Source organism: Novosphingobium sp. (genome assembly GCF_020852455.1).
Classification (GTDB): domain Bacteria; phylum Pseudomonadota; class Alphaproteobacteria; order Sphingomonadales; family Sphingomonadaceae; genus Novosphingobium.
On the sequence record NZ_JADZAT010000010.1, the window covers coordinates 450,122 to 467,957 of the forward strand.

General features: G+C 63.3%; 19 protein-coding genes. 4 read left to right on the plus strand and 15 right to left on the minus strand.

From position 1 onward, the window contains the following. Positions 1 to 387 precede the first annotated feature (387 nt). Positions 388 to 1,611, minus strand: a complete 1,224-nt coding sequence (locus IT549_RS06210) for an argininosuccinate synthase (protein ID WP_292970918.1) — start codon at positions 1,609 to 1,611, stop codon at positions 388 to 390. Between the two features lie 73 nt (positions 1,612 to 1,684). On the opposite strand from IT549_RS06210, the gene IT549_RS06215 reads away from it, so the two are divergent. Beyond that, positions 1,685 to 2,119 (plus strand): DUF1801 domain-containing protein, encoded by a 435-nt coding sequence (locus IT549_RS06215; RefSeq protein ID WP_292970920.1) that lies wholly within the window; start codon positions 1,685 to 1,687, stop codon positions 2,117 to 2,119. 30 nt (positions 2,120 to 2,149) lie between these two features. Further along, the gene (locus tag IT549_RS06220; RefSeq protein WP_292970922.1) at positions 2,150 to 3,469 is read left to right on the plus strand and encodes an acyltransferase; all 1,320 of its coding nucleotides are present in this window, start codon (positions 2,150 to 2,152) and stop codon (positions 3,467 to 3,469) included. Between the two features lie 9 nt (positions 3,470 to 3,478). On the opposite strand, the gene IT549_RS16175 is transcribed toward IT549_RS06220, so the two are convergent. From IT549_RS16175 to IT549_RS06245, 5 genes are all read right to left on the minus strand, one after another. Next, on the minus strand, positions 3,479 to 4,054 hold the full coding sequence (locus IT549_RS16175) for a hypothetical protein (protein ID WP_365776287.1): 576 nt from the start codon (positions 4,052 to 4,054) through the stop codon (positions 3,479 to 3,481). A gap of 21 nt (positions 4,055 to 4,075) precedes the next feature. Then, positions 4,076 to 4,531 (minus strand): hypothetical protein, encoded by a 456-nt coding sequence (locus IT549_RS06230; RefSeq protein ID WP_292970924.1) that lies wholly within the window; start codon positions 4,529 to 4,531, stop codon positions 4,076 to 4,078. A 38-nt stretch (positions 4,532 to 4,569) separates the two neighbouring features. Beyond that, on the minus strand, positions 4,570 to 4,899 hold the full coding sequence (locus IT549_RS06235; protein WP_292970927.1) for a hypothetical protein: 330 nt from the start codon (positions 4,897 to 4,899) through the stop codon (positions 4,570 to 4,572). A gap of 50 nt (positions 4,900 to 4,949) precedes the next feature. Next, a complete protein-coding gene (locus IT549_RS06240; RefSeq protein ID WP_292970929.1) occupies positions 4,950 to 5,465 on the minus strand; it encodes a helix-turn-helix transcriptional regulator in 516 nt (171 codons plus the stop codon). 336 nt (positions 5,466 to 5,801) lie between these two features. After that, positions 5,802 to 6,647 carry an aspartyl protease family protein gene (locus tag IT549_RS06245; RefSeq protein WP_292970932.1) on the minus strand — a complete coding sequence of 282 codons (846 nt, stop codon included), beginning with the start codon at positions 6,645 to 6,647 and terminating at the stop codon, positions 5,802 to 5,804. Positions 6,648 to 6,934: 287 nt separating this feature from the next. Here IT549_RS06245 and IT549_RS06250 point away from each other — a divergent pair, with 287 nt between their 5' ends. Then, positions 6,935 to 7,429, plus strand: coding sequence for a hypothetical protein (locus IT549_RS06250; protein WP_292970934.1), 495 nt, complete (start codon positions 6,935 to 6,937; stop codon positions 7,427 to 7,429). A gap of 4 nt (positions 7,430 to 7,433) precedes the next feature. On the opposite strand, the gene IT549_RS06255 is transcribed toward IT549_RS06250, so the two are convergent. From IT549_RS06255 to IT549_RS06290, 8 genes are all read right to left on the minus strand, one after another. Continuing rightward, positions 7,434 to 8,711, minus strand: a complete 1,278-nt coding sequence (locus tag IT549_RS06255; protein ID WP_292970936.1) for a cyclopropane-fatty-acyl-phospholipid synthase family protein — start codon at positions 8,709 to 8,711, stop codon at positions 7,434 to 7,436. A gap of 42 nt (positions 8,712 to 8,753) precedes the next feature. Beyond that, positions 8,754 to 9,332 carry a TMEM165/GDT1 family protein gene (locus tag IT549_RS06260; protein WP_292970939.1) on the minus strand — a complete coding sequence of 193 codons (579 nt, stop codon included), beginning with the start codon at positions 9,330 to 9,332 and terminating at the stop codon, positions 8,754 to 8,756. After that, a complete protein-coding gene (locus IT549_RS06265; protein WP_292970941.1) occupies positions 9,329 to 10,081 on the minus strand; it encodes an SDR family oxidoreductase in 753 nt (250 codons plus the stop codon). The genes IT549_RS06260 and IT549_RS06265 overlap by 4 nt, the downstream gene beginning before the upstream one ends. 54 nt (positions 10,082 to 10,135) lie before the next feature. Continuing rightward, complete coding sequence (locus IT549_RS06270) at positions 10,136 to 10,486, minus strand: glycine zipper 2TM domain-containing protein (RefSeq protein WP_292970943.1); 351 nt, start codon at positions 10,484 to 10,486, stop codon at positions 10,136 to 10,138. Positions 10,487 to 10,641: 155 nt separating this feature from the next. Beyond that, the gene (locus tag IT549_RS06275; protein ID WP_292970946.1) at positions 10,642 to 11,013 is read right to left on the minus strand and encodes a hypothetical protein; all 372 of its coding nucleotides are present in this window, start codon (positions 11,011 to 11,013) and stop codon (positions 10,642 to 10,644) included. A gap of 36 nt (positions 11,014 to 11,049) precedes the next feature. After that, on the minus strand, positions 11,050 to 12,297 hold the full coding sequence (gene rlmN / locus IT549_RS06280; protein ID WP_292970948.1) for a 23S rRNA (adenine(2503)-C(2))-methyltransferase RlmN: 1,248 nt from the start codon (positions 12,295 to 12,297) through the stop codon (positions 11,050 to 11,052). 36 nt (positions 12,298 to 12,333) lie between these two features. Next, on the minus strand, positions 12,334 to 12,822 hold the full coding sequence (locus tag IT549_RS06285; RefSeq protein WP_292970950.1) for a hypothetical protein: 489 nt from the start codon (positions 12,820 to 12,822) through the stop codon (positions 12,334 to 12,336). 42 nt (positions 12,823 to 12,864) lie between these two features. Then, positions 12,865 to 14,220, minus strand: coding sequence for a peptide MFS transporter (locus IT549_RS06290; RefSeq protein ID WP_292970953.1), 1,356 nt, complete (start codon positions 14,218 to 14,220; stop codon positions 12,865 to 12,867). A 135-nt stretch (positions 14,221 to 14,355) separates the two neighbouring features. Between IT549_RS06290 and IT549_RS06295 the strand changes: the two genes are divergently transcribed. Beyond that, entirely contained in the window at positions 14,356 to 15,750 is a 1,395-nt protein-coding gene (locus IT549_RS06295) for a glutamate-cysteine ligase family protein (RefSeq protein WP_292970956.1), read from the plus strand. 3 nt (positions 15,751 to 15,753) lie between these two features. Here IT549_RS06295 and IT549_RS06300 read toward each other — a convergent pair whose 3' ends face one another. Then, entirely contained in the window at positions 15,754 to 17,748 is a 1,995-nt protein-coding gene (locus tag IT549_RS06300; protein ID WP_292970958.1) for a S9 family peptidase, read from the minus strand. Positions 17,749 to 17,836: the final 88 nt, after the last annotated feature.

Below are 17,836 nucleotides of genomic sequence, written 5' to 3' on the forward strand. Positions count from 1 at the left end.
ATCGCTGCCAGATCTTGAGCTTATGTTTTCCCTTTCAGTTTCAGCGGTTTCCCGCCGGAACTTCAAGTGCGGTTTCATTCTCTCGACACCTGAAAGCTGCGCCTCAAAAGTGAGTCGCACAAGCGAAATCGTGCGCAGTTATCCACAGCTCGTCGCACAAATGGTGGACAAGTCTGCGGATGATCTTGTGCGCAACCGAATCCGCTTTTGGCGCGCAATTTGAGTCGCTGTGCGAGGTTCAAAATTGCTCGCACAAAGGCACAAAGGCACAAAGAGCAGTCGTGGCGAAGCTGCACCCAGGCCTCCAGCTTCACCTGGTTGCCTGGCGCGGGATTTTTAGCGCGGCTTCGCCGCAGTCAGCTTTGTGTCTTTGTGCGTTTTGTGCGCTCAAAAATTGCGCCGGTCGCGCGTCGCCAGCAGGCGCAGGCGCAGCGCGTTGAGCTTGATGAAGCCCGCCGCATCCTTCTGGTCATAGGCGCCGGCGTCATCCTCGAAGGTCACGTGGCGTTCCGAATAGAGGCTGTCGGGGCTCTTGCGGCCAACCACCTGGGCCAGGCCCTTGTAGAGCTTGAGCCGGACGGTACCGTTGACGCGGGCCTGGCTGTGATCGATTGCGGCCTGCAGCATTTCGCGTTCGGGCGCGAACCAGAAGCCATTGTAGATCAGCTCGGCATATTTCGGCATCAGCTCGTCCTTGAGGTGCGCCGCGCCGCGATCGAGCGTGATCTGTTCGATCCCGCGGTGCGCGCGGGCATAGATCTCGCCGCCGGGGGTTTCGTACATGCCGCGGCTCTTCATGCCGACAAAGCGGTTCTCGACCAGATCGAGCCGGCCAATGCCGTGCTTCTTGCCCAGCGCGTTGAGCTCGGTCAGCAAGGTCGCCGGGCTCATCGCCACGCCGTTCAGCGCCACGCCATCGCCCTTCTCGAAATCGATGGTGATATATTCGGGGGTATCGGGCGCATCCTCGGGATGGTCGGTGCGCGAATAGACATAGTCCGGGGTTTCTTCCCACGGATCTTCCAGCACCTTGCCTTCGCTGCTGGTGTGCAGCAGGTTGGCGTCGGTCGAGAACGGGCTTTCGCCGCTCTTGTCGGTCGGCACCGGGATCTGGTGCGCTTCGGCCCAGGCGATCAGCGCGGTGCGGCTGGTCAGGTCCCATTCGCGCCAGGGGGCGATCACCTTGATCTCGGGCGCGAGGGCATAGGCCGACAGTTCGAAGCGGACCTGATCGTTGCCCTTGCCGGTGGCGCCGTGGGCAATCGCATCGGCGCCGGTTTCGCGGGCGATCTCGATCAGGCGCTTGGAAATCAGCGGCCGGGCGATGCTGGTGCCCAGCAGATAGTCGCCTTCATAACGGGCATTGGCGCGCATCATCGGGAAGACGAAATCGCGGACGAATTCCTCGCGCAGGTCATCGATATAGATGTGTTCGTCCGGCACGCCCATCAGCTTGGCCTTGGCGCGCGCGGGTTCCAGTTCTTCGCCCTGGCCAAGGTCAGCGGTGAAGGTCACCACTTCGCAGCCATAGGTTACTTGCAGCCACTTGAGGATGACCGAGGTATCGAGGCCACCGGAGTAGGCAAGGACGACGCGCTTGATATCGGACATGGCTGGTTTTCCGCTGGATTGGCGTTAAGATTCGGCTGCGCCCCTAGGACATGGATGGCGGGAGGGCAAGCAAATGGCCAAGGCGGAACTCAAGACCACGGCAACCGAAGTCAGGGTTGCGGACTTCCTCGCCGCAGTGCCCGATCCAAGCCGCCGCGAGGAGGCTGCCGTGATCGACGCGTTGCTGCGTAAGGTCACCGGGTGCGAGCCGAAGATGTGGGGTCCCTCGATCATCGGCTATGGCAGCTACAACTACAAATACGACAGCGGCCGCGAGGGCACCATGTGCCGCGCCGGGTTCAGCCCGCGCAAGGCCGAACTGGTGATCTATGCGATGGGCGGTCCGGCCGAAAGCGCTGAGGGCGAAGCGCTGCTCGCCCGGCTGGGCAAGCACAAGCGCGGCAAGGGCTGCCTCTATTTCAGGAAGCTGGCCGACGTTGATCTGGCGGTGCTGGAGCAACTGTTTGTTATCAGTTGGCAAACCATGAATGCGCGATACCCGGACTGAACCGGGCCGCAGAGGGGATTGAGCATGGGCATGTGGTCGAAAGCAGCCGAGATGGCCGGCAAGGCCCCGCCCGAGCGCAATCGCTATGTCGATTTCCTGCGCGCCATGTCGATCCTGGCAGTGGTGGTGGGGCACTGGCTGGTCGCCGCGCCCTATATGCAGGACGGGGCGGTGCAGGGCGGGCATCTGCTGGGTATCGTGCCGTGGACCCAGTGGCTGACCTGGCTGTTCCAGGTGATGCCGGTGTTCTTCTTTGTCGGCGGCTTTTCGAACGGCATGTCGTGGTCTGCCACGCAGCGCAAGGGCGGGTCCTATTCAGACTGGCTGGGCGGCCGGGTGCAGCGCCTGATCAACCCGGTGATGCCCTTGTTTCTGGTCTGGGCGCTGTTTGCGCTGTTCGGTACCGCAGCGGGGGTGGAGCGCGGGGTGGTCAAGATGGCGGCGCAGCTGGCCTTGATCCCGGTCTGGTTCCTGGCGGTTTACCTGCTGGTTTCGGCGCTGGTGCCGCTGAGCCACGCGGCCTGGCGGCGCTGGGGCATGGGCAGCTTCTGGGCGCTGGTGGCGGCCGCGGTGCTGGTCGATCTGGCGTCAGTGTTCGGCGGGGTGCCGGTGGTCAACTGGCTCAACTTCCTGTTCGTCTGGCTGGCAGTGCACCAGCTTGGCTATTGCTGGCAGGAAGGCCGGTTCAAGGCGCCGCTGGCCTGGGGACTGGTTTCGCTGGGCATTCTGGGCGCGCTGGTCAAGTTCGGGCCCTATCCGCTGGCGATGATCGGCGTGCCGGGCAGCGACCTCTCCAATTCGATGCCGCCCACGCTGGCGCTGCTGGCGCTGGGCAACATGCAGATCGGGCTGGTGTTGGCGGTGGAGCCGACGATGCGCCGCCTGCTCGACAAGGCCTGGCTGTGGACCGCGACCGTGCTGGTCAACGGCATGATCATGACCGTCTACCTGTGGCACCTGACCGCCTTCGTGCTGGTGATGGTCGCTGCCTGGCTGATGGGCGGGACGGGGCTGCATGCCGCGCCGGGCAGCGGCGCGTGGTGGCTGGCCCGCCCGGTCTGGTTCGCGCTCTACATCGGCGCGCTGCTGCCGCTGATCGCGGTGTTCTCTCCGTTTGAGCGGATGGGCAGCGCGGCGGGCAAGGGTGAGGTTCGCCAGGTGCCGCATTGGCGCCTGCTACTGGGCCTGGCCCTGATCTGCCTGGGGCTGACGCTGACTGCGGCGATCAGCATCGCCAGCCCCGAGGGGGTCACGGGCCTCAGGGTCTGGGTGGTGGCACTGCCCTTCATCGGGGCGGCGCTAGTGGGATTTGGTCCGGCCTATACGCTTGCGCGGCGGTTTGCGCGCTAGGTCGCAAGCTCAGGTTAGCAGGCGAGCCGAAGCGCCCAGATGTTCAAAATAACGTGCCATTCGTTCAGCGGCGCTATCCGAAAGCGAAATGAAGGCACGCCGTCGATCTCGGTCATCTTCAGTGCGGTCCAACAGACCAACTTCAAGGAGTTGCTGAATCCAACGCAGGGCCGTTGTTGAGGGTACACCTGACGCAATGCAGGCTGATGTGACTGACACGCGTTCGTGCTCAGCGCGCGCGGCGGTCAGGTCGAGCAGGATGTCCCAAGCAGGGTCGGCAAATAGTCCATCATCGAAATACTGCGATCGCAAACGTCGTTGTCGCAAGATGTTCCTGATCAACCGGGGGTCAGGCAGGGGCGGGCGGACCTGGCGCTTGATGAGCGAGCCTTCATCTGCACGAAGATCGCTCGCCGTGCGTGCCAGCTCACCAAAAAGGAAGGAACGCGTAGGCATTGACGATTCACTAGTCGGATCAGTAGGTCGGATGCTGCTGTTCGATACCTCTTGGGCAAGCGAAACGATTTGCTGTCCCAATTCAAGCAGCTTTCGAGTGAGATCGATCTGATCGGGCGTTTCAGCCATGTCGCGCCTCGGCAGGCGCAGCTAGCCGACTTTCTGAAACCGAGTCCAATCCGGATAGCTGCCGAAGCGCGCCTCGCGACGAGAGTGCGCGACAATCCCGACCAGCAAGACCAGATACTCCAAATAGAATGGAATGACGGTCATCCCCCAGTAGACGCCGACAATGGCGTTGAGCTTCATCAACGCGGACAAATGTCCCGCGACTACAATTAGCTGTAGGGCGCAGATTGAAATTGGCCACCATCGGTTTGCTCTCAGCGCAATCCACAAAAGGCAGGCGAAAACTCCAAGATCAAGCCCGAGACGGAACCAATTGACTGTCCTAAAGTCCGGTCGCCCCGCAATCAGGTTGGTCATGAGTTCAAGCGTGAATACGATGACGAACGTCGCCGCCGCGTACTTCTCTGGCGCACCGCCGCTGCGCATGGCGCGCAGTGTAATAAATGCCAGAAGGATTACGCTGACCCAAAATCGCATTGAGCCATTCGACGGCGAAGTTACTGACAAGTCAAGGACTAAGCCGCTGCAACCCTTGCCGTCTTCATGGGTTCTCGCCAATTGTCGGGGCAATCGGTCGCCGGTCCGCCCATTTCACGGTCGATTTCCAGCAGGCGTCCGTGCACGCGGGCAAGGTCACCACCGGCTGACAGCAGTGATTGCTGTGATCGGGACAGGCGCAGCAGGGCATCCTGGCCTTCGAAGCGTTTGGCATTTGTATCGCGTCGAGCGGTAACCAGGGACGCGAACAGCTCGGTCTGCTTGAGCAGAGCTTCGTTCAAAGCATCTTCGGCATCGTTCAGCTCACGAGAAATACGGATTCGTGCAACGTCAGCGCTCATCGACATCGGATCTTCTCCAGCAGGCCAACTGGCCCCTATTCGGTTTCAGATACCGCTCAAGGATGGGCTGCTATCAATGTCGACAATTCAACATAGATCGCAAACCCGCCAAGGACGCTTGCCACAATCAGAAAGGCGATCGCTGCGATCGCTCCAATCCTGGCAAGGATGCCCCAGCGCCCCTCGAACAGCTTCGGTACGATCTGAACGCGCTGATTGCTCCATTCCGGAGCAGGCTGCCTGCCTGCTAACGGTTCGGACTGGATGAATAAACGCTCCGGGTCGGACCGATCACCAACTTCCAGCTCGATGGCCGGTTTGCCGATATGGGATTCTTCATATGTCGCTTGCTGACACACAGAGACCAGTTCCCTGTAACTCAATGCCAGTTCACTGCGGCTGCTCGCCCCTAGCTTTCGCTTAGCCGCTTCGATCCGTTGATCGACGGTATGTGGCGAAATTCCCAGATGACGTGAAATTTGTTTTGAAGTCATGTGCTTAATCAGAAGGTCAAGCGCTTCACGCTGCTTTTCTGACAAGCAGGAAAGATCACTTGGCTTCGCCTCGTTCATAGCAGTTGCCCCCTGCAGACACAGAAATTTGTGCGGCCCGGAGCGACGTGGTTGCGGACGTCGCCATCGTCTCCTTATGCTAATCAATCACAGTTACCGATATGAAATGACATGTTCCTAAATGGAGGTAAATGGTCCTTTTTGCCGTTGAATCTACCAAGGACTCTGGCGATTTTGAAATTTTGTGACAAATCATTAGGTTGAATGGTAAGGCACCCCCTTGTAGGCGCCACCAACTCTTATGATCGGATCAGCCGCCTTGACGCCAATGTTGGCCGGCTATTAGCGGTTCGGGCACGACTGTATGGGTCGGCGGGCAACTTCGAGGTTTGCGCATTAGCGCCTGAATTTCCCCGAGGCCGGGCAAACCGCGACCGTGCTGGTGCGCTGGTCGATCAGGATAGCCGCGCCTTTCAGGAAATGTGCGCCCACCAGAACTTCCGAAAACTGCGGTGAGACGCGCACTTCGAGATTGCGGCCGGACAGTCCGCCCAGCCCGAATGGTCCGGCCAGCGTTACCCGGTGGGTTTCGATCTTGCTGTTGGTGAGCGTGCCGACAACCGGTGCGAGCAACGGCTCATTGCTGATGCCTTCATAGAGCGTCTTGGGCAGAACAAAGGCGACATTGGCGCCGGTATCGAGATTGCCGGTCACCACGGTCCCGCCGATCGAAACCGGCACGCGGAACGCCTTCTCATAGGTCATCGCGCCGGCCATGTCCGGACGCAGCCGGGCACTGCGGGTGAAACGGATCCGGCCCTTGGGGTAGTCGATCACCAACAGGCCATCGGCAAAGAATTCGCGCCCCAGGATCCCGGCAAAGGCTGCTTCGGGCGCAAGCCTGCTGCGATAATCGCGGGTGATGACGTCGATATCCTTGCGCACCAGTCCGCCGAATTTGAGCGATCCGATCCGGACCAGCGGGACCTTGGCCTGCTTCACCCCGTCGGAGGTCTGACCTTCGGACACCTGCGGCAGCGCCAGCGCGGCAGTCAGCCCGCTGTCGGCGCGGCCCATGCCGCTGGCCCCGGTATCCAGCGCGAAGATGTAGGGTCCCTGGCTGTTGACCGATGCTTCGACATAGATCCGGCCATCGATCTGGCGGAAGGGAACGTCGATCAGGTTGCCGTTGCCGCTTTGCGCCAGCGAACAGGCACTGGATGCGGGCCTGCTTGCCGCCAACGCAGGGAAGGGGACAAGCGCGATTGCGGCGATGACGAGCCGGGACGCAAGGCGCCGGTATGCTGCAGTGGGAGTAGCCACGGTTACCTCATCTTGGTGTGTTACTGATATAAGGCGCAAATACAGATGGCGTCAATCGCCATTCACCGCCCGGTGCGCAGGCCCAAAAAAATTGGCCGGGGCGAAACCGGCGGTGAGACAATTTTTTCGATTTGCCAGACGGTAAGCCGTGCTGTTCGCCTCTGGATATCGTTTCAACATTGTCATGAGATCGGGAGAGAATTGCTATGAACAAGAAAGTGGCGGCCATTGGTCTGGCCTGCATGTGCCTGTCCACCATGGCGATCGGTGGCCAACCGAAGAGTGCGCCTTCACCGTTCCTTGGCAAATGGGCGCTGGATGTGAACAGCATGCCCGTAACCTACGGAGCGCCGCCGAAAAGCGTGACTTACGAATTCGTCGACAAGGGCGATGGGCGCTGGGAAACGCGCATTCACATTGTCGATGACGGGCACGGGGTGCGTGACATGGCGATCAGCTATCGCCGCGATGGAAACGCGAATACCGGCAGCGGCTATAGCGGGGAAGGCGATACTGCAGCGGTCAATTCCCCGGCACCCAATGTGCTGGTGATGAGCCTGGCCAGGGAAAAGAAGCTGGAATCGGTCCGCGTCTATGCGATTTCGGCCAATGGCAAGGAAATGACCGAATCCGCCGCTGATGTTGACGATCAGGGTGTGCCTTTCGTCCGCAATTTCCGCTTTACCCGGATCGGGAACTAGGCCGCTACTCAGCCGCCTTACGCTCAAGGTGCCATTCGGGCGCCGCGTCCAGTGCTGAAAGGCGCGCTGCCTCTGCCGCGATATAGTCGCGGGTCATTGGCAGCGCGCTGCGGCGCTTCACGCTCTGGATGTGGAAGTTGACCATGCTGCCGTGGCGAAAGCTCTGCTCGGCCCCGGCCAGGTAGAACTGCCACATCCGGAACAGGCGGGCATCGTACAGCGCGGTAATCTCTGCCTGGTGCAGGGTGGTGCGGCGGTACCATTCGGCCAGCGTGTGGGCGTAGTGATAGCGCAGCACCTCCACATCGCCGATCTCCCACCCGGTCTTTTCGCAGGCGCTGACCAGTTCGCTCAGCGCCGGGATATAGCCGCCGGGGAAGATGTACTTGCGGGTCCACTTGTCGGTGGTGCCCGGGCCATTGGTGCGCCCGATCGTGTGGGTCAGCATGATCCCGTCGTCGGCCAGCAGGCTGTGGGTCGTGGCGAAATATTCGCGCAAGTGCGGCGCACCGACGTGTTCGATCATGCCGACGCTGGTGATCCGGTCAAACGGGCCGGAGACGTCGCGGTAGTCGATCAGCTGGAACTTCACCCGGTCGGCGACGCCCGCTTGCTCGGCGCGTTCGTTGGCGAAGCGGACCTGATCGGGCGCCAGGCTGACGCCCAGTACCTCGATCCCGAAATGGCGGTGCAAATAGAGGCCGAGCCCGCCCCAGCCGCAGCCGATATCGAGCAGACGCATACCCTGACATTTGCCAGGTTCCAGCCGCAGCTTGGCCGCGATCAGGGCTTTCTTGTCCAGCTGCGCGCGCTCCAGCGAGTTCGCCGGATCGGTGAAATAGGCCATGGTGTATTGCCGGTCCTCGTCAAGGAACAGCTCATAGAACTGGCGGGTCAGGTCATAGTGGTGGGTGACGTTGCTGCTGGCCTTGGGCCGCAGGTTGATCTGGTCGGCCTTGGCAAAGGCCCAGTCGATCCCGCGCTTGACCGGATTGGGGGCTGAAATGCTGCCCCGGCCGCGATTGGCGTTCTTCATCACCAGCAGGACCATGTCGCGGATGTCATGCGGCGGCTCAACCACCAGCCGCCCGTCCATATAGGCTTCACCCGCACCGACGCGTGGATCCCTGGCCACATGCAGCGCCGCTCCCTTGTCGGTGAAACGGATGGTCACCGGATCAGCGGCCAGATCGCCATAGCGGTATTCGCTGCCGTCATGATCGAGCACACGCAGCTGGCCTTCCCTGACCATCGCGCGCAGCATCTTGTCGAGCAGCCACATGCCGCGCAGGCTATGCCTCCGCGTGCCCGTTGTAACCCTGATTCAGGTGAACCAACCGAGGATTTCGGCGAGTTGCCAAAGTCCCAGCACCAGGAACAGCAATGCGGCGAGGGTGCGGGTCAATTTCATCGACAGCCGCCGCTCGATCGCTTCGCCCAGGAACACCGCCGGGCCATTGGCCAGCATCATCCCCAGCGTGGTCCCTGCCGCAACCGTGACGATCGACTGGTAATGCGCGGCCAGCGCGATGGTGGCGATCTGGGTCTTGTCGCCCATCTCGACCAGGAAGAAGCTGACCAGCGTGGTCAGGAAGGCACCACCGGCGCTGCGGACGCTTTCCTCATCCTCGTCCAGCTTGTCGGGCACCAGCGTCCAGGCGGCCATCGCCACAAAGCCTAGCGCCACCGCGATGCGGAACCAGGGCGCTTCGAGCAGCCCGGCAACCTGCTGGCCAACCAATGCGGCGAGCGCGTGGTTGGCGATGGTGGCGGCAAAGATCCCGGCCAGGATCGCCCAGGGCGCGCGCAGCCGCGCGGCCAGCACGATGGCCAACAGCATGGTCTTGTCGCCGATCTCGGCAAGGGCCACCACGGCGGTCGAGGTCAGGAAGGCTTCGGTCATTGCCGGGCGAGGTAAAGCACGTCGCGCGGCTGCGAAAGCAGATGCTGGCCCGAATCCACGAATATCGTTTCGCCGCTGGCCAGCCAGCCGGTGCTCATGAACAGAGCGGCATCGGCCAGTTCCTCGGGATCGGTCAGCCGCTGCAGCAGGTTCATCCGGCCCGACACCTCATGCTCTTCGCTGTGCTGGTCGTGGCTGGGCAGCATGGCGCCGGGGGCCAGGCCATAGATCCGGTGTGCGGGATCGCGCTGGGCCATGGCGAGCATCTTCACCGTGCTGGCCAGGGCGTGCTTGGCCATGGTGTAGCTGAAGAAATCCGGGTTCGGATTGGCGATCTTCATATCCAGGAACTGGATTACCCGCTTGCCGCCCTGCGCCTTGGCATCGGACAGAAAGGCCTGGGCCATGCGGGTCGGGGTTTCGGCGTTGACCCGCATCGCCTCGGCAAAGATCGCGGGATTGATCGCTTCGGCGGTGTCAGGCTTGAACACTGCAGCGCAGTTGATCAGCATGCGCCAATCATCCAGCCGCGCGGCCAGATCCTCGATCATGTCGAGCGCGACCGCGCCGTCGATCAGGTTGCAGGCGACCACTTCGGCGGAGGGGAGCGAGGCGGCCAGCTCGCTGGCGGCGCTGGTCGAATGCCCGGCGTGGAGCACGACGTGCCATCCAGCCAAGCCAAAGCGGCGCGCCAGTACCGCGCCAATGCGCCGGGCGGCGCCGGTTATCAGGACTGCGGGTCGGGCCATCCCCCGTGGCTTTGCGGAGGATGACCCGCCAGGTCAAGCTCTAGCGGCAGTGGCTCAGCGGCAGCGGCTGGGGCCCTTGGCCAGTTCGTTGCCGATCAGCGCGCCCGCTGCGGCGCCGAGGATGGTGCCGGTGGTACGTTCGCCACGGGTGTCAACTGCGCGGCCAAGCAGCGCGCCCACAACCGCGCCGGCCAGCAGGCCGACGGTGCCGTCGCCTCGGCGGCAGTAATAGCGCCCGTCTTCCCCGCGCCAGTAACGGATCCCGTTATCGGTGCGGCGGTATTCGATATCGCCATCGTGGCTGCGATAGCCATGCGCCGGGGCCCAATGCGGCGGGCGGGCAAGGGCCGGCATCGAAGTGATGGCGGTGGCGGCGACCATGGTGGCCAGGACAGTCTTCTTCATCGCTGTCGTTCCTTTCTGCTGGCAGGGACGTGTTGTGCTCGGCAAGCTCGTCCAAGGATGACAACGCAGGATTAACGCAGCGACGAACCGAGCCAGTCAGAGACGGGCGGAGGCTGGGCTGCGGCAGGATGGGGGAGGTGGCGCGACGAACCGAGTTACTCGGCGTCGCTCGCCGCCGGAGTCGGTGTGTCCTTGGCCCAGGGGCTGGGTTCTTCCTTGCCCTTCTTCTTTTTCTTCGGTTCGGGCTTTGGCGTGGGTGTGGCGTCGGGCGCGGGGGGCTTTTCCTTGGCCCAGGGGCTTTCGGCCTCGGCCTTCTTGCCCTTCTTGGCCGGCTTCTTTTCGGCCGGTTTGGCGCTTTCCTCTGCCTTGGGGGTTTCGACCGCCCAGGGGTTCTCGTGCGGCTTTTGCTTGCCGCCCTTCTTCTTGGTTTCGGCCTTCTTGGGGGCTTCCGGCTCGCTGCTGCCGCCGCAGCCGCCCAGCGCCATGGCCATGGCGGCAAGGGTGAGGAAAGTGATCCGCTTGTTCATGGCGCCAGTACCTAGCGCCAATAATTTGCCAATTGCCTAACCGAGCGCCGCCTGTTTTTCCTCGGCTAGCCGGTCAAGTTCGGCGCGGGAGAGCTTTTGCGCGGCGGTTTTCAGCTGGCCGCAGGCAGCATCGATGTCGCGCCCGCGCGGGGTGCGCACCGGGGCGCTGATCCCGGCTTCGAAGACGATATCGGAAAAGCGCTTGATCCGTTCGGGGCTGGAGCATTCATAGATCGCGCCGGGCCAGGGATTGAACGGGATCAGGTTGACCTTGGCAGGCAGCTTGAACTGCTTGATCAGGCGGACCAGCTCGCGCGCGTCTTCATCGCTGTCGTTCTTGTCCTTCAGCATGACGTATTCGAAGGTGATCCGCCGCGCGTTGCTGGCGCCGGGATAGTCGGCGCAGGCCTGGAGCAGTTCCTCAAGCCCGTACTTGCGGTTGATCGGCACGATCTCATCGCGCACGTCCTTGCTGACCGCGTGGAGCGAGACCGCCAGGTTGACGCCGATCTCCTCGCCGCATTTGACCATCATCGGCACCACGCCGCTGGTCGAAAGCGTGATCCGCCGCTTGGACAGGGCCAGCCCGTCACCGTCCATCACCAGCTTCAGCGCATCGCGGACATTGTCGAAATTGTAGAGCGGTTCGCCCATGCCCATCATCACGATGTTGGTCAGCAGGCGCCCGTCGGCGGAATAGCCGCCTTCATCCTCATCATCGTCCAGCCCGGCCATCGAGCCCTTGGGCCATTCGCCCAGCGCATCGCGCGCCAGCATGACCTGGCCGACAATCTCACCTGGGGTCAGGTTACGGACCAGCCGCATCGTCCCGGTATGGCAGAACCGGCAGTTGAGCGTGCAGCCAACCTGGCTGGATACGCAAAGCGTGCCGCGATCGGCATCGGGGATGAAGACCATTTCGAACTCATGCCCGTCAGCGGTCTTCAGCAGCCACTTGCGGGTCCCGTCCGAGCTGTGCTGCGAGAGCACCACTTCGGGCCGCCCGATCACAAAGCGTTCGGCCAGCCACGGGCGCATCGTCTTGGCGATATCGGTCATCGCCTCGAAATCGGTCACGCCGCGATGGTAGAGCCAGTGGAACACCTGCTTGCCGCGTAGCTTGGCGGCCTTGGCATCCAGACCGGCGGCCTCGAACAGCTCGGCAATCCGTTGGCGCGGCAGGCCCAGCAGGTCAACGCGGCCATCCTCGCGCGGGGTAATGTCGCGCGGGGTGGGGACAGGATCGACCAGTCCGGGGATCGGCATGAGTGGGGTGTGGGCCATAAGGGCGCGCGATATAGTGCGAACCGCGCGCAAAAGCTAGCGCAGCGCGGCGCAGCCTACGGTGGCCGCGTCCATCGCGGTTGCCGCGCCTTCAAGGGTCCAGGTGTTGGAGAACCCCCGGCCATCCGCGCCGCGGGCGCTGACCGTCATTTCCCGGGCCGACCGCATCGCCGCCATGATTGCCGCATCGCCGCGCTTGTCGGCCGCCCAGGCATCGGCCCCGCCGCCGACCAGCGGGATCTTCTGTCCGCCGATCGCCAGCGAGATCGGGGCATTGGCCGCCAGCTTGCGCGACAGGCGAAAGTGGACCTGACCCCGGATCTGCGCGCGCGGCCACCAGGCGACATCGGCATAGGGCTGGAATTCGCGTTGCAGGGTGCTGGGCGCAGCCATGGCAATGGCATAGCAGCGCGGCACTGCCGGATCGCGAAACGCGGCCCACTGGCCAAACATGCCCAGACTGTCACGCGCCATAGCCGGGGCGGACAGGGCGGCAAACAAGGCAAGGGCGGTCCAGCGCTTCATCTGGGGCGGCTCATCGCAAAATCGGGACCCGGGCGAAAGGGCCTAGCTGCCCGAGCGGGCCGAAATCCCCCGATTGAGGAACGGGCGAAGGGCAAACAGCAAGACCGCACCGGCCAGGCCGATCGCGCCATCCATGGCCCAGAAGGCCTGCGGGCTCATTCGTTCATACGAAACGCCGATCGCGCCAGCCGCCAGGTGCGCGATGAATGGCGAGATGAACGCTCCGCCCACCATCGTGGCAACCACCGCCGGCGGCGCGACCCGGCTCACCAGCGAAAGCGTGGTCGGCCAGTAGTACATCCAGCCGGTGCCCATCACGAAATAGCAGCCGATCGCCCAGAGCAGTGGCACCGCATCCTTGCCGGGAAACAGCATGCTGCCGGCGGCCAGCCCCAGCGCGGCGATCCCGACCAGTCCGGTGCCGATCGCGATCTTGCCAATACTGTCAGGTTCGCGGCGCTTGCGGGCCTGCGCCGCCCACAGCATCACCAAAAGCGGGGCGGCGATGATCGACCCGATCGAATCCATCGATCCAAACCAGGTGGCCGGGACCAAGCCCAGATCGACATACTGATCGACCCACACCGGCCCGATCGTCCAGACCATCGGATAGGTGATTTCAGCCGGCATGGTCAGCAGGATTACGGCGATCAGGACGAACACCACCTTTGTATCCGCCTTGCTGAGCGGGGGATGCTGGTAATCGGCATGGCGGCGCGGCGGGGTTTCGGGCAGGTGCTTTTGCCCGGCCAGATAGGTCGCCAGCGCCACCAGCATCAGTCCGGCGGCCACGGCAAAACCGGCATGCCAGCCCCAGATCGCGGCCACGGCACCGGTCACCAGCGGGCCGGTGGCCGCACCGATATTGATCCCGGTCGAAAAGATCGCAAAGCCGCGATCGCGCATCGAGGCATCGCCTTGCGGATAGAGCGTGCCGACCTGCGAGGAAATGTTGCCCTTGAGGAAACCCGATCCCAGGATCAGCAAGACCAGCGCGATCACGAACAACTGGTCAAACGTCATGGCCAGGTGCCCCGCGCTCATCAGCAGCACACCGATCGTCACGGTGCGCTTTGCACCCAGGAACTGATCGGCAATCAGTCCGCCGAAGAACGGCGTGAAATAGACGAAACCGGAATAGAGCCCGCCCACGACCGAGGCAAAGCCGACGTCGCCCATCGGCCCGAACAGCCCCTCCGCCGCGCTGCGCAGCGCAGCCAGGCCCCAGACATGCTGGGCGAATTCGGGGAGCAGCAGCTGCTTGACCATGTACAGCGTCAGCAAGGCCTGCATCCCGTAGAACGAGAAGCGTTCCCACAGTTCGGTCCCGGCCAGATAGGCCAGCCCCCGGGGATGACCGGCAAAGGTTCCGGCCGGCTGGTCTGATGCGGATTTCATGTGTTATGGGCTCCCCACTTTGGTGCAAAGCTAGCCGAGCGTGGCCATGTTGCAAGCAGGCAGTTGGGATTGACCCAGCGCAAGGCGGGATCGCACCGGCATGCCTAGGTTTCGCGGCCAGGAGGGGGAGTGCCGATGGGACAGGAGATCGCCGCAGCGACCTTTTCCGCAGCCGATCGCGCGCGCTTTGCTGAACGGCTGGCGCACGAAACCGGGCTGCTTGGCGATCTGCATCGCGCCGGCCAGCTGGCATCGGCCGGGCCGCTGGCCGGGTTCGAACTGGAAGCCTGGCTGATCGACCGGAACTTCTTTCCCGCGCCGCACAACCAGTCGTTCCTGGACCGGCTGCGCGATCCGCTGGTGGTGGCCGAACTTTCGCAGTTCAATATCGAGATCAACGGCACGCCGCGCTCGCCGGCGGGGCAGGGACTGCCCGAAATGGAGGCCGAACTGGCCGCCACCTGGGGCCGGTGCCTGGCCAACGCGCATGCCGATGTCGACACCGCCGTGGCGATCGGCACCTTGCCCAGCCTGCGCGATGCTGACCTGACGCTGGCAGCGATGACCCCGTCCAACCGCTATGCCGCGCTCAACCGCGAAGTCATGCGGCTGCGCGGCGGGGCGGCGGTGGAGCTGGAGATCGATTGCGCGGTTGGCGGCGGGCCGGGGTTCCGTTCGCGCCATGTCGATGTGATGCTTGAAGCCGCGACCACATCGTTCCAGCTGCACTGGCAGGTGCCATTGGCTGAAGTGGGTGCGGCCTATGACGCTGCGCTGGAGCTTTCGGGGCCCTTGCTGGCGCTGTCGGCCAATTCGCCGTTCCTGTTCGGCCAGCCGCTGTGGCACGAAACGCGGATCGCGGTGTTCGAACAGGCGCTGGGGCTGGGCCGGGTCGGGTTCGGATCAGGTTACGCGGGAGCCGATCTGACGGGGCTGTTTGCCGAGAATCTGGCGGACTATCCCGTGCTGCTGCCGATCGTCAGCGAGGATCCGGACCAGCGTTTTGCCCATCTGCGGCTCCACAACGGCACGATCTGGCGCTGGGTGCGGCCGCTGGTGGGCTTTGAAGCCGATGGCACGCCGCACCTCAGGATCGAGCAGCGGATCATGCCGGCCGGGCCCAGCGTGATCGACATGCTGGCCAATGCCGCCTTCTTCTATGGCTTGGTCTACATGCTGGCGGCGCGCCCGCAGGCTTTGGATTTCGCTGCCGCACGCGGCAATTTCTATCGCGCGGCGCGGCACGGGATCGGGGCCGAACTGGACTGGCCCGGTGGCGATCGGCGCCCGGCGCGGCAGGTGCTGGCCGCCCTGTTGCCGCTGGCGAGCCAGGGGCTGGAGCAATTGGGCACGGCGAGCGGCGCGATCGATCGCTATCTGGGCGTGATCGAACAGCGCATTGCCACGGGACGCAACGGGGCCAGCTGGCAACTGGCGCATTTTGCACGCTGCCGCGATCCGTTCCGGCTGACAGCGGACTACCTCGAACACCAGCGCAGCGGCGCGCCGGTGCACGAGTGGGAGAGCTGACAGCTATTTCGCAGGCGGCGGATCGGCCGGGTTGTGCCTGGCGAGGAATGTCTCGATCGAGCTGAGCAGCAGGATACGATCCGCCTCGCGGGTAAAGTGGTGATCGGCCAGTGGCATCGGCACCAGCTCCACCGTCTTGCCGGCGCCGCGCATCTTGTTGAACATGCTTTCGGACTGGACGTAATCGACCGTGATGTCCTTCTTGCCGTGGATCAGCAGCAGCGGGGCCTTGATCCGGGAGATCGCATTGATTGGTGAGACTGTGGCGAAATCGGGAGTCATCCGTTTCCAGTCATCCCGGTATTTGCCTCCCATGATCGCGCTGCCGAAATCGTTGACTTCGCGGCGCAGGTTGGCGACCCCCGCGATCGAGACCGCGCAGCGATAGAGGTCGGGATCCTTGGCGATGCCCCACATCGCGGCATAGCCGCCATAGGATGCACCAACGATGCAGGCGCGCTTGGGATCGGCGATCCCTTCCTTGGCTGCCCAGGCCAGCCCGTCGCTGATATCATCCTGCATCGCCAGACCCAGCTGGCCTTCGCCCTTGCGCATGAACGGCGTGCCATAACCGGTTGAGCCGCGGAAATTGGGCTGGAGCACGGCATAGCCGCGACTGGCGATGAACTGCGCCCAGTAATCGTAGTCGAGCGTGTCCTGCGCCCAGGGGCCGCCGTGCGGCAGCATCACGATCGGCAGTGCTTTGGCCGGGCGATCGCGCGGCAGGGTCAGCACGGCTTCGATTTCCAGCCCGTCGCGGGCCTTGTAGCGGATCAGTTTCGCAGGGTTGAGCGGCTTGGTACCCAGCTTGTCATTCTGCACCGCGATGCGCTGCATCTTGCCGCTGGTGATATCGAAGTAATAGAGCGCGCCCGGCGTATCGGCCCGGTCGATGATGATCAGCAGGCGCGTGCGATCATCGCTCATTGATACGATCCGTACCCGCCTGTCGGGCACCGATTTGTCGATTGCCGATTGCACTTCGGCCAGGGCCGGGTCCAGCCACATGGTGCCGCTGGTGGCGCCGGAATAGGATGCGCCCAGCAAGGTCTTGCCATCGCGTGCGATCCAGACATTGTCCACTTCGGACCCGGCCGGCGCGGAATAGACTGTGCGCACATTCTGCTGGGTCAGCAGGTCCGTTTCATAGATTGCGGTCAGGCCCTGGTCATTGTCCTGCAGGGTCATGGCGTGCGTGGTGCCGGGGATGAACAGAAAGGGCTGGGTCAGCGCTTCCTGCTGGCGCGCGTCGGCGGTATCGACCGCCTTGAACGAGCCTGCTCCCGGATCGCGATAGAACAGTTTGAACTTGCGGTGGTCGTCATCATAGCTGACCCCGGTTCGGATATTGCCGTCGCTGTCAGCAAACCAGTCCATCACATCGGTGCGCCCCTTCAGCACGGAACTGCGTTTGCCAGTGGCAATATTGACCCGCCAGACCTCGGGCCAGAAATCCTCCCCAATGTAGACCGAATTCTGCGCCGCCATCAGGATGTTGGGGGTTCCGTCAGTGGCGGTCCACAGCACATCGGCGGCATTCTGGCCCAGGCGATCCCACATGATGGTCGTGATCTTGCCGGTGGTGCGGTCGATCCCGACCATGCGCAGGATCGGCCAGCGTTCCCCTTCAACCGGCCGAAGGGCATAGAGTCCGACCAGCAGGTTGTTATCGCCAACCCAGCGCAGCCAGGTCACCTGGGTGCCTTCGGGGGTGCGGACATAGACCGGCTTTTCATCGGATTTGAACAGGCTGCGCATCGCAATCACCTGTTCGCCCTGGATGTTGATCAGCCCGGCCAGCGACAAGCCATCGGGCGAGATCCGCGGCTTGGCGATGAATGGCAGGCGGCCATAGTCGGCCGCGCCCGGCTTCGCGGTGACCGCAGCGGCTGGCGCGGCGGTCGGCGCGGCGGGGGGCAGGGCGGTCTGGGCGAAAAGGGCAGATGCCGAAACGATTGAAATTGTCGCGGCGGCCAGGCTCAGATATTTGCGGAGCATTGACTGATGTCCTCTGTCGATGATCAGAACCTGCCGCATGGTAGCGCTTCCGTCAAACAACTACTTGCCCGCAACAATCGAATTCATC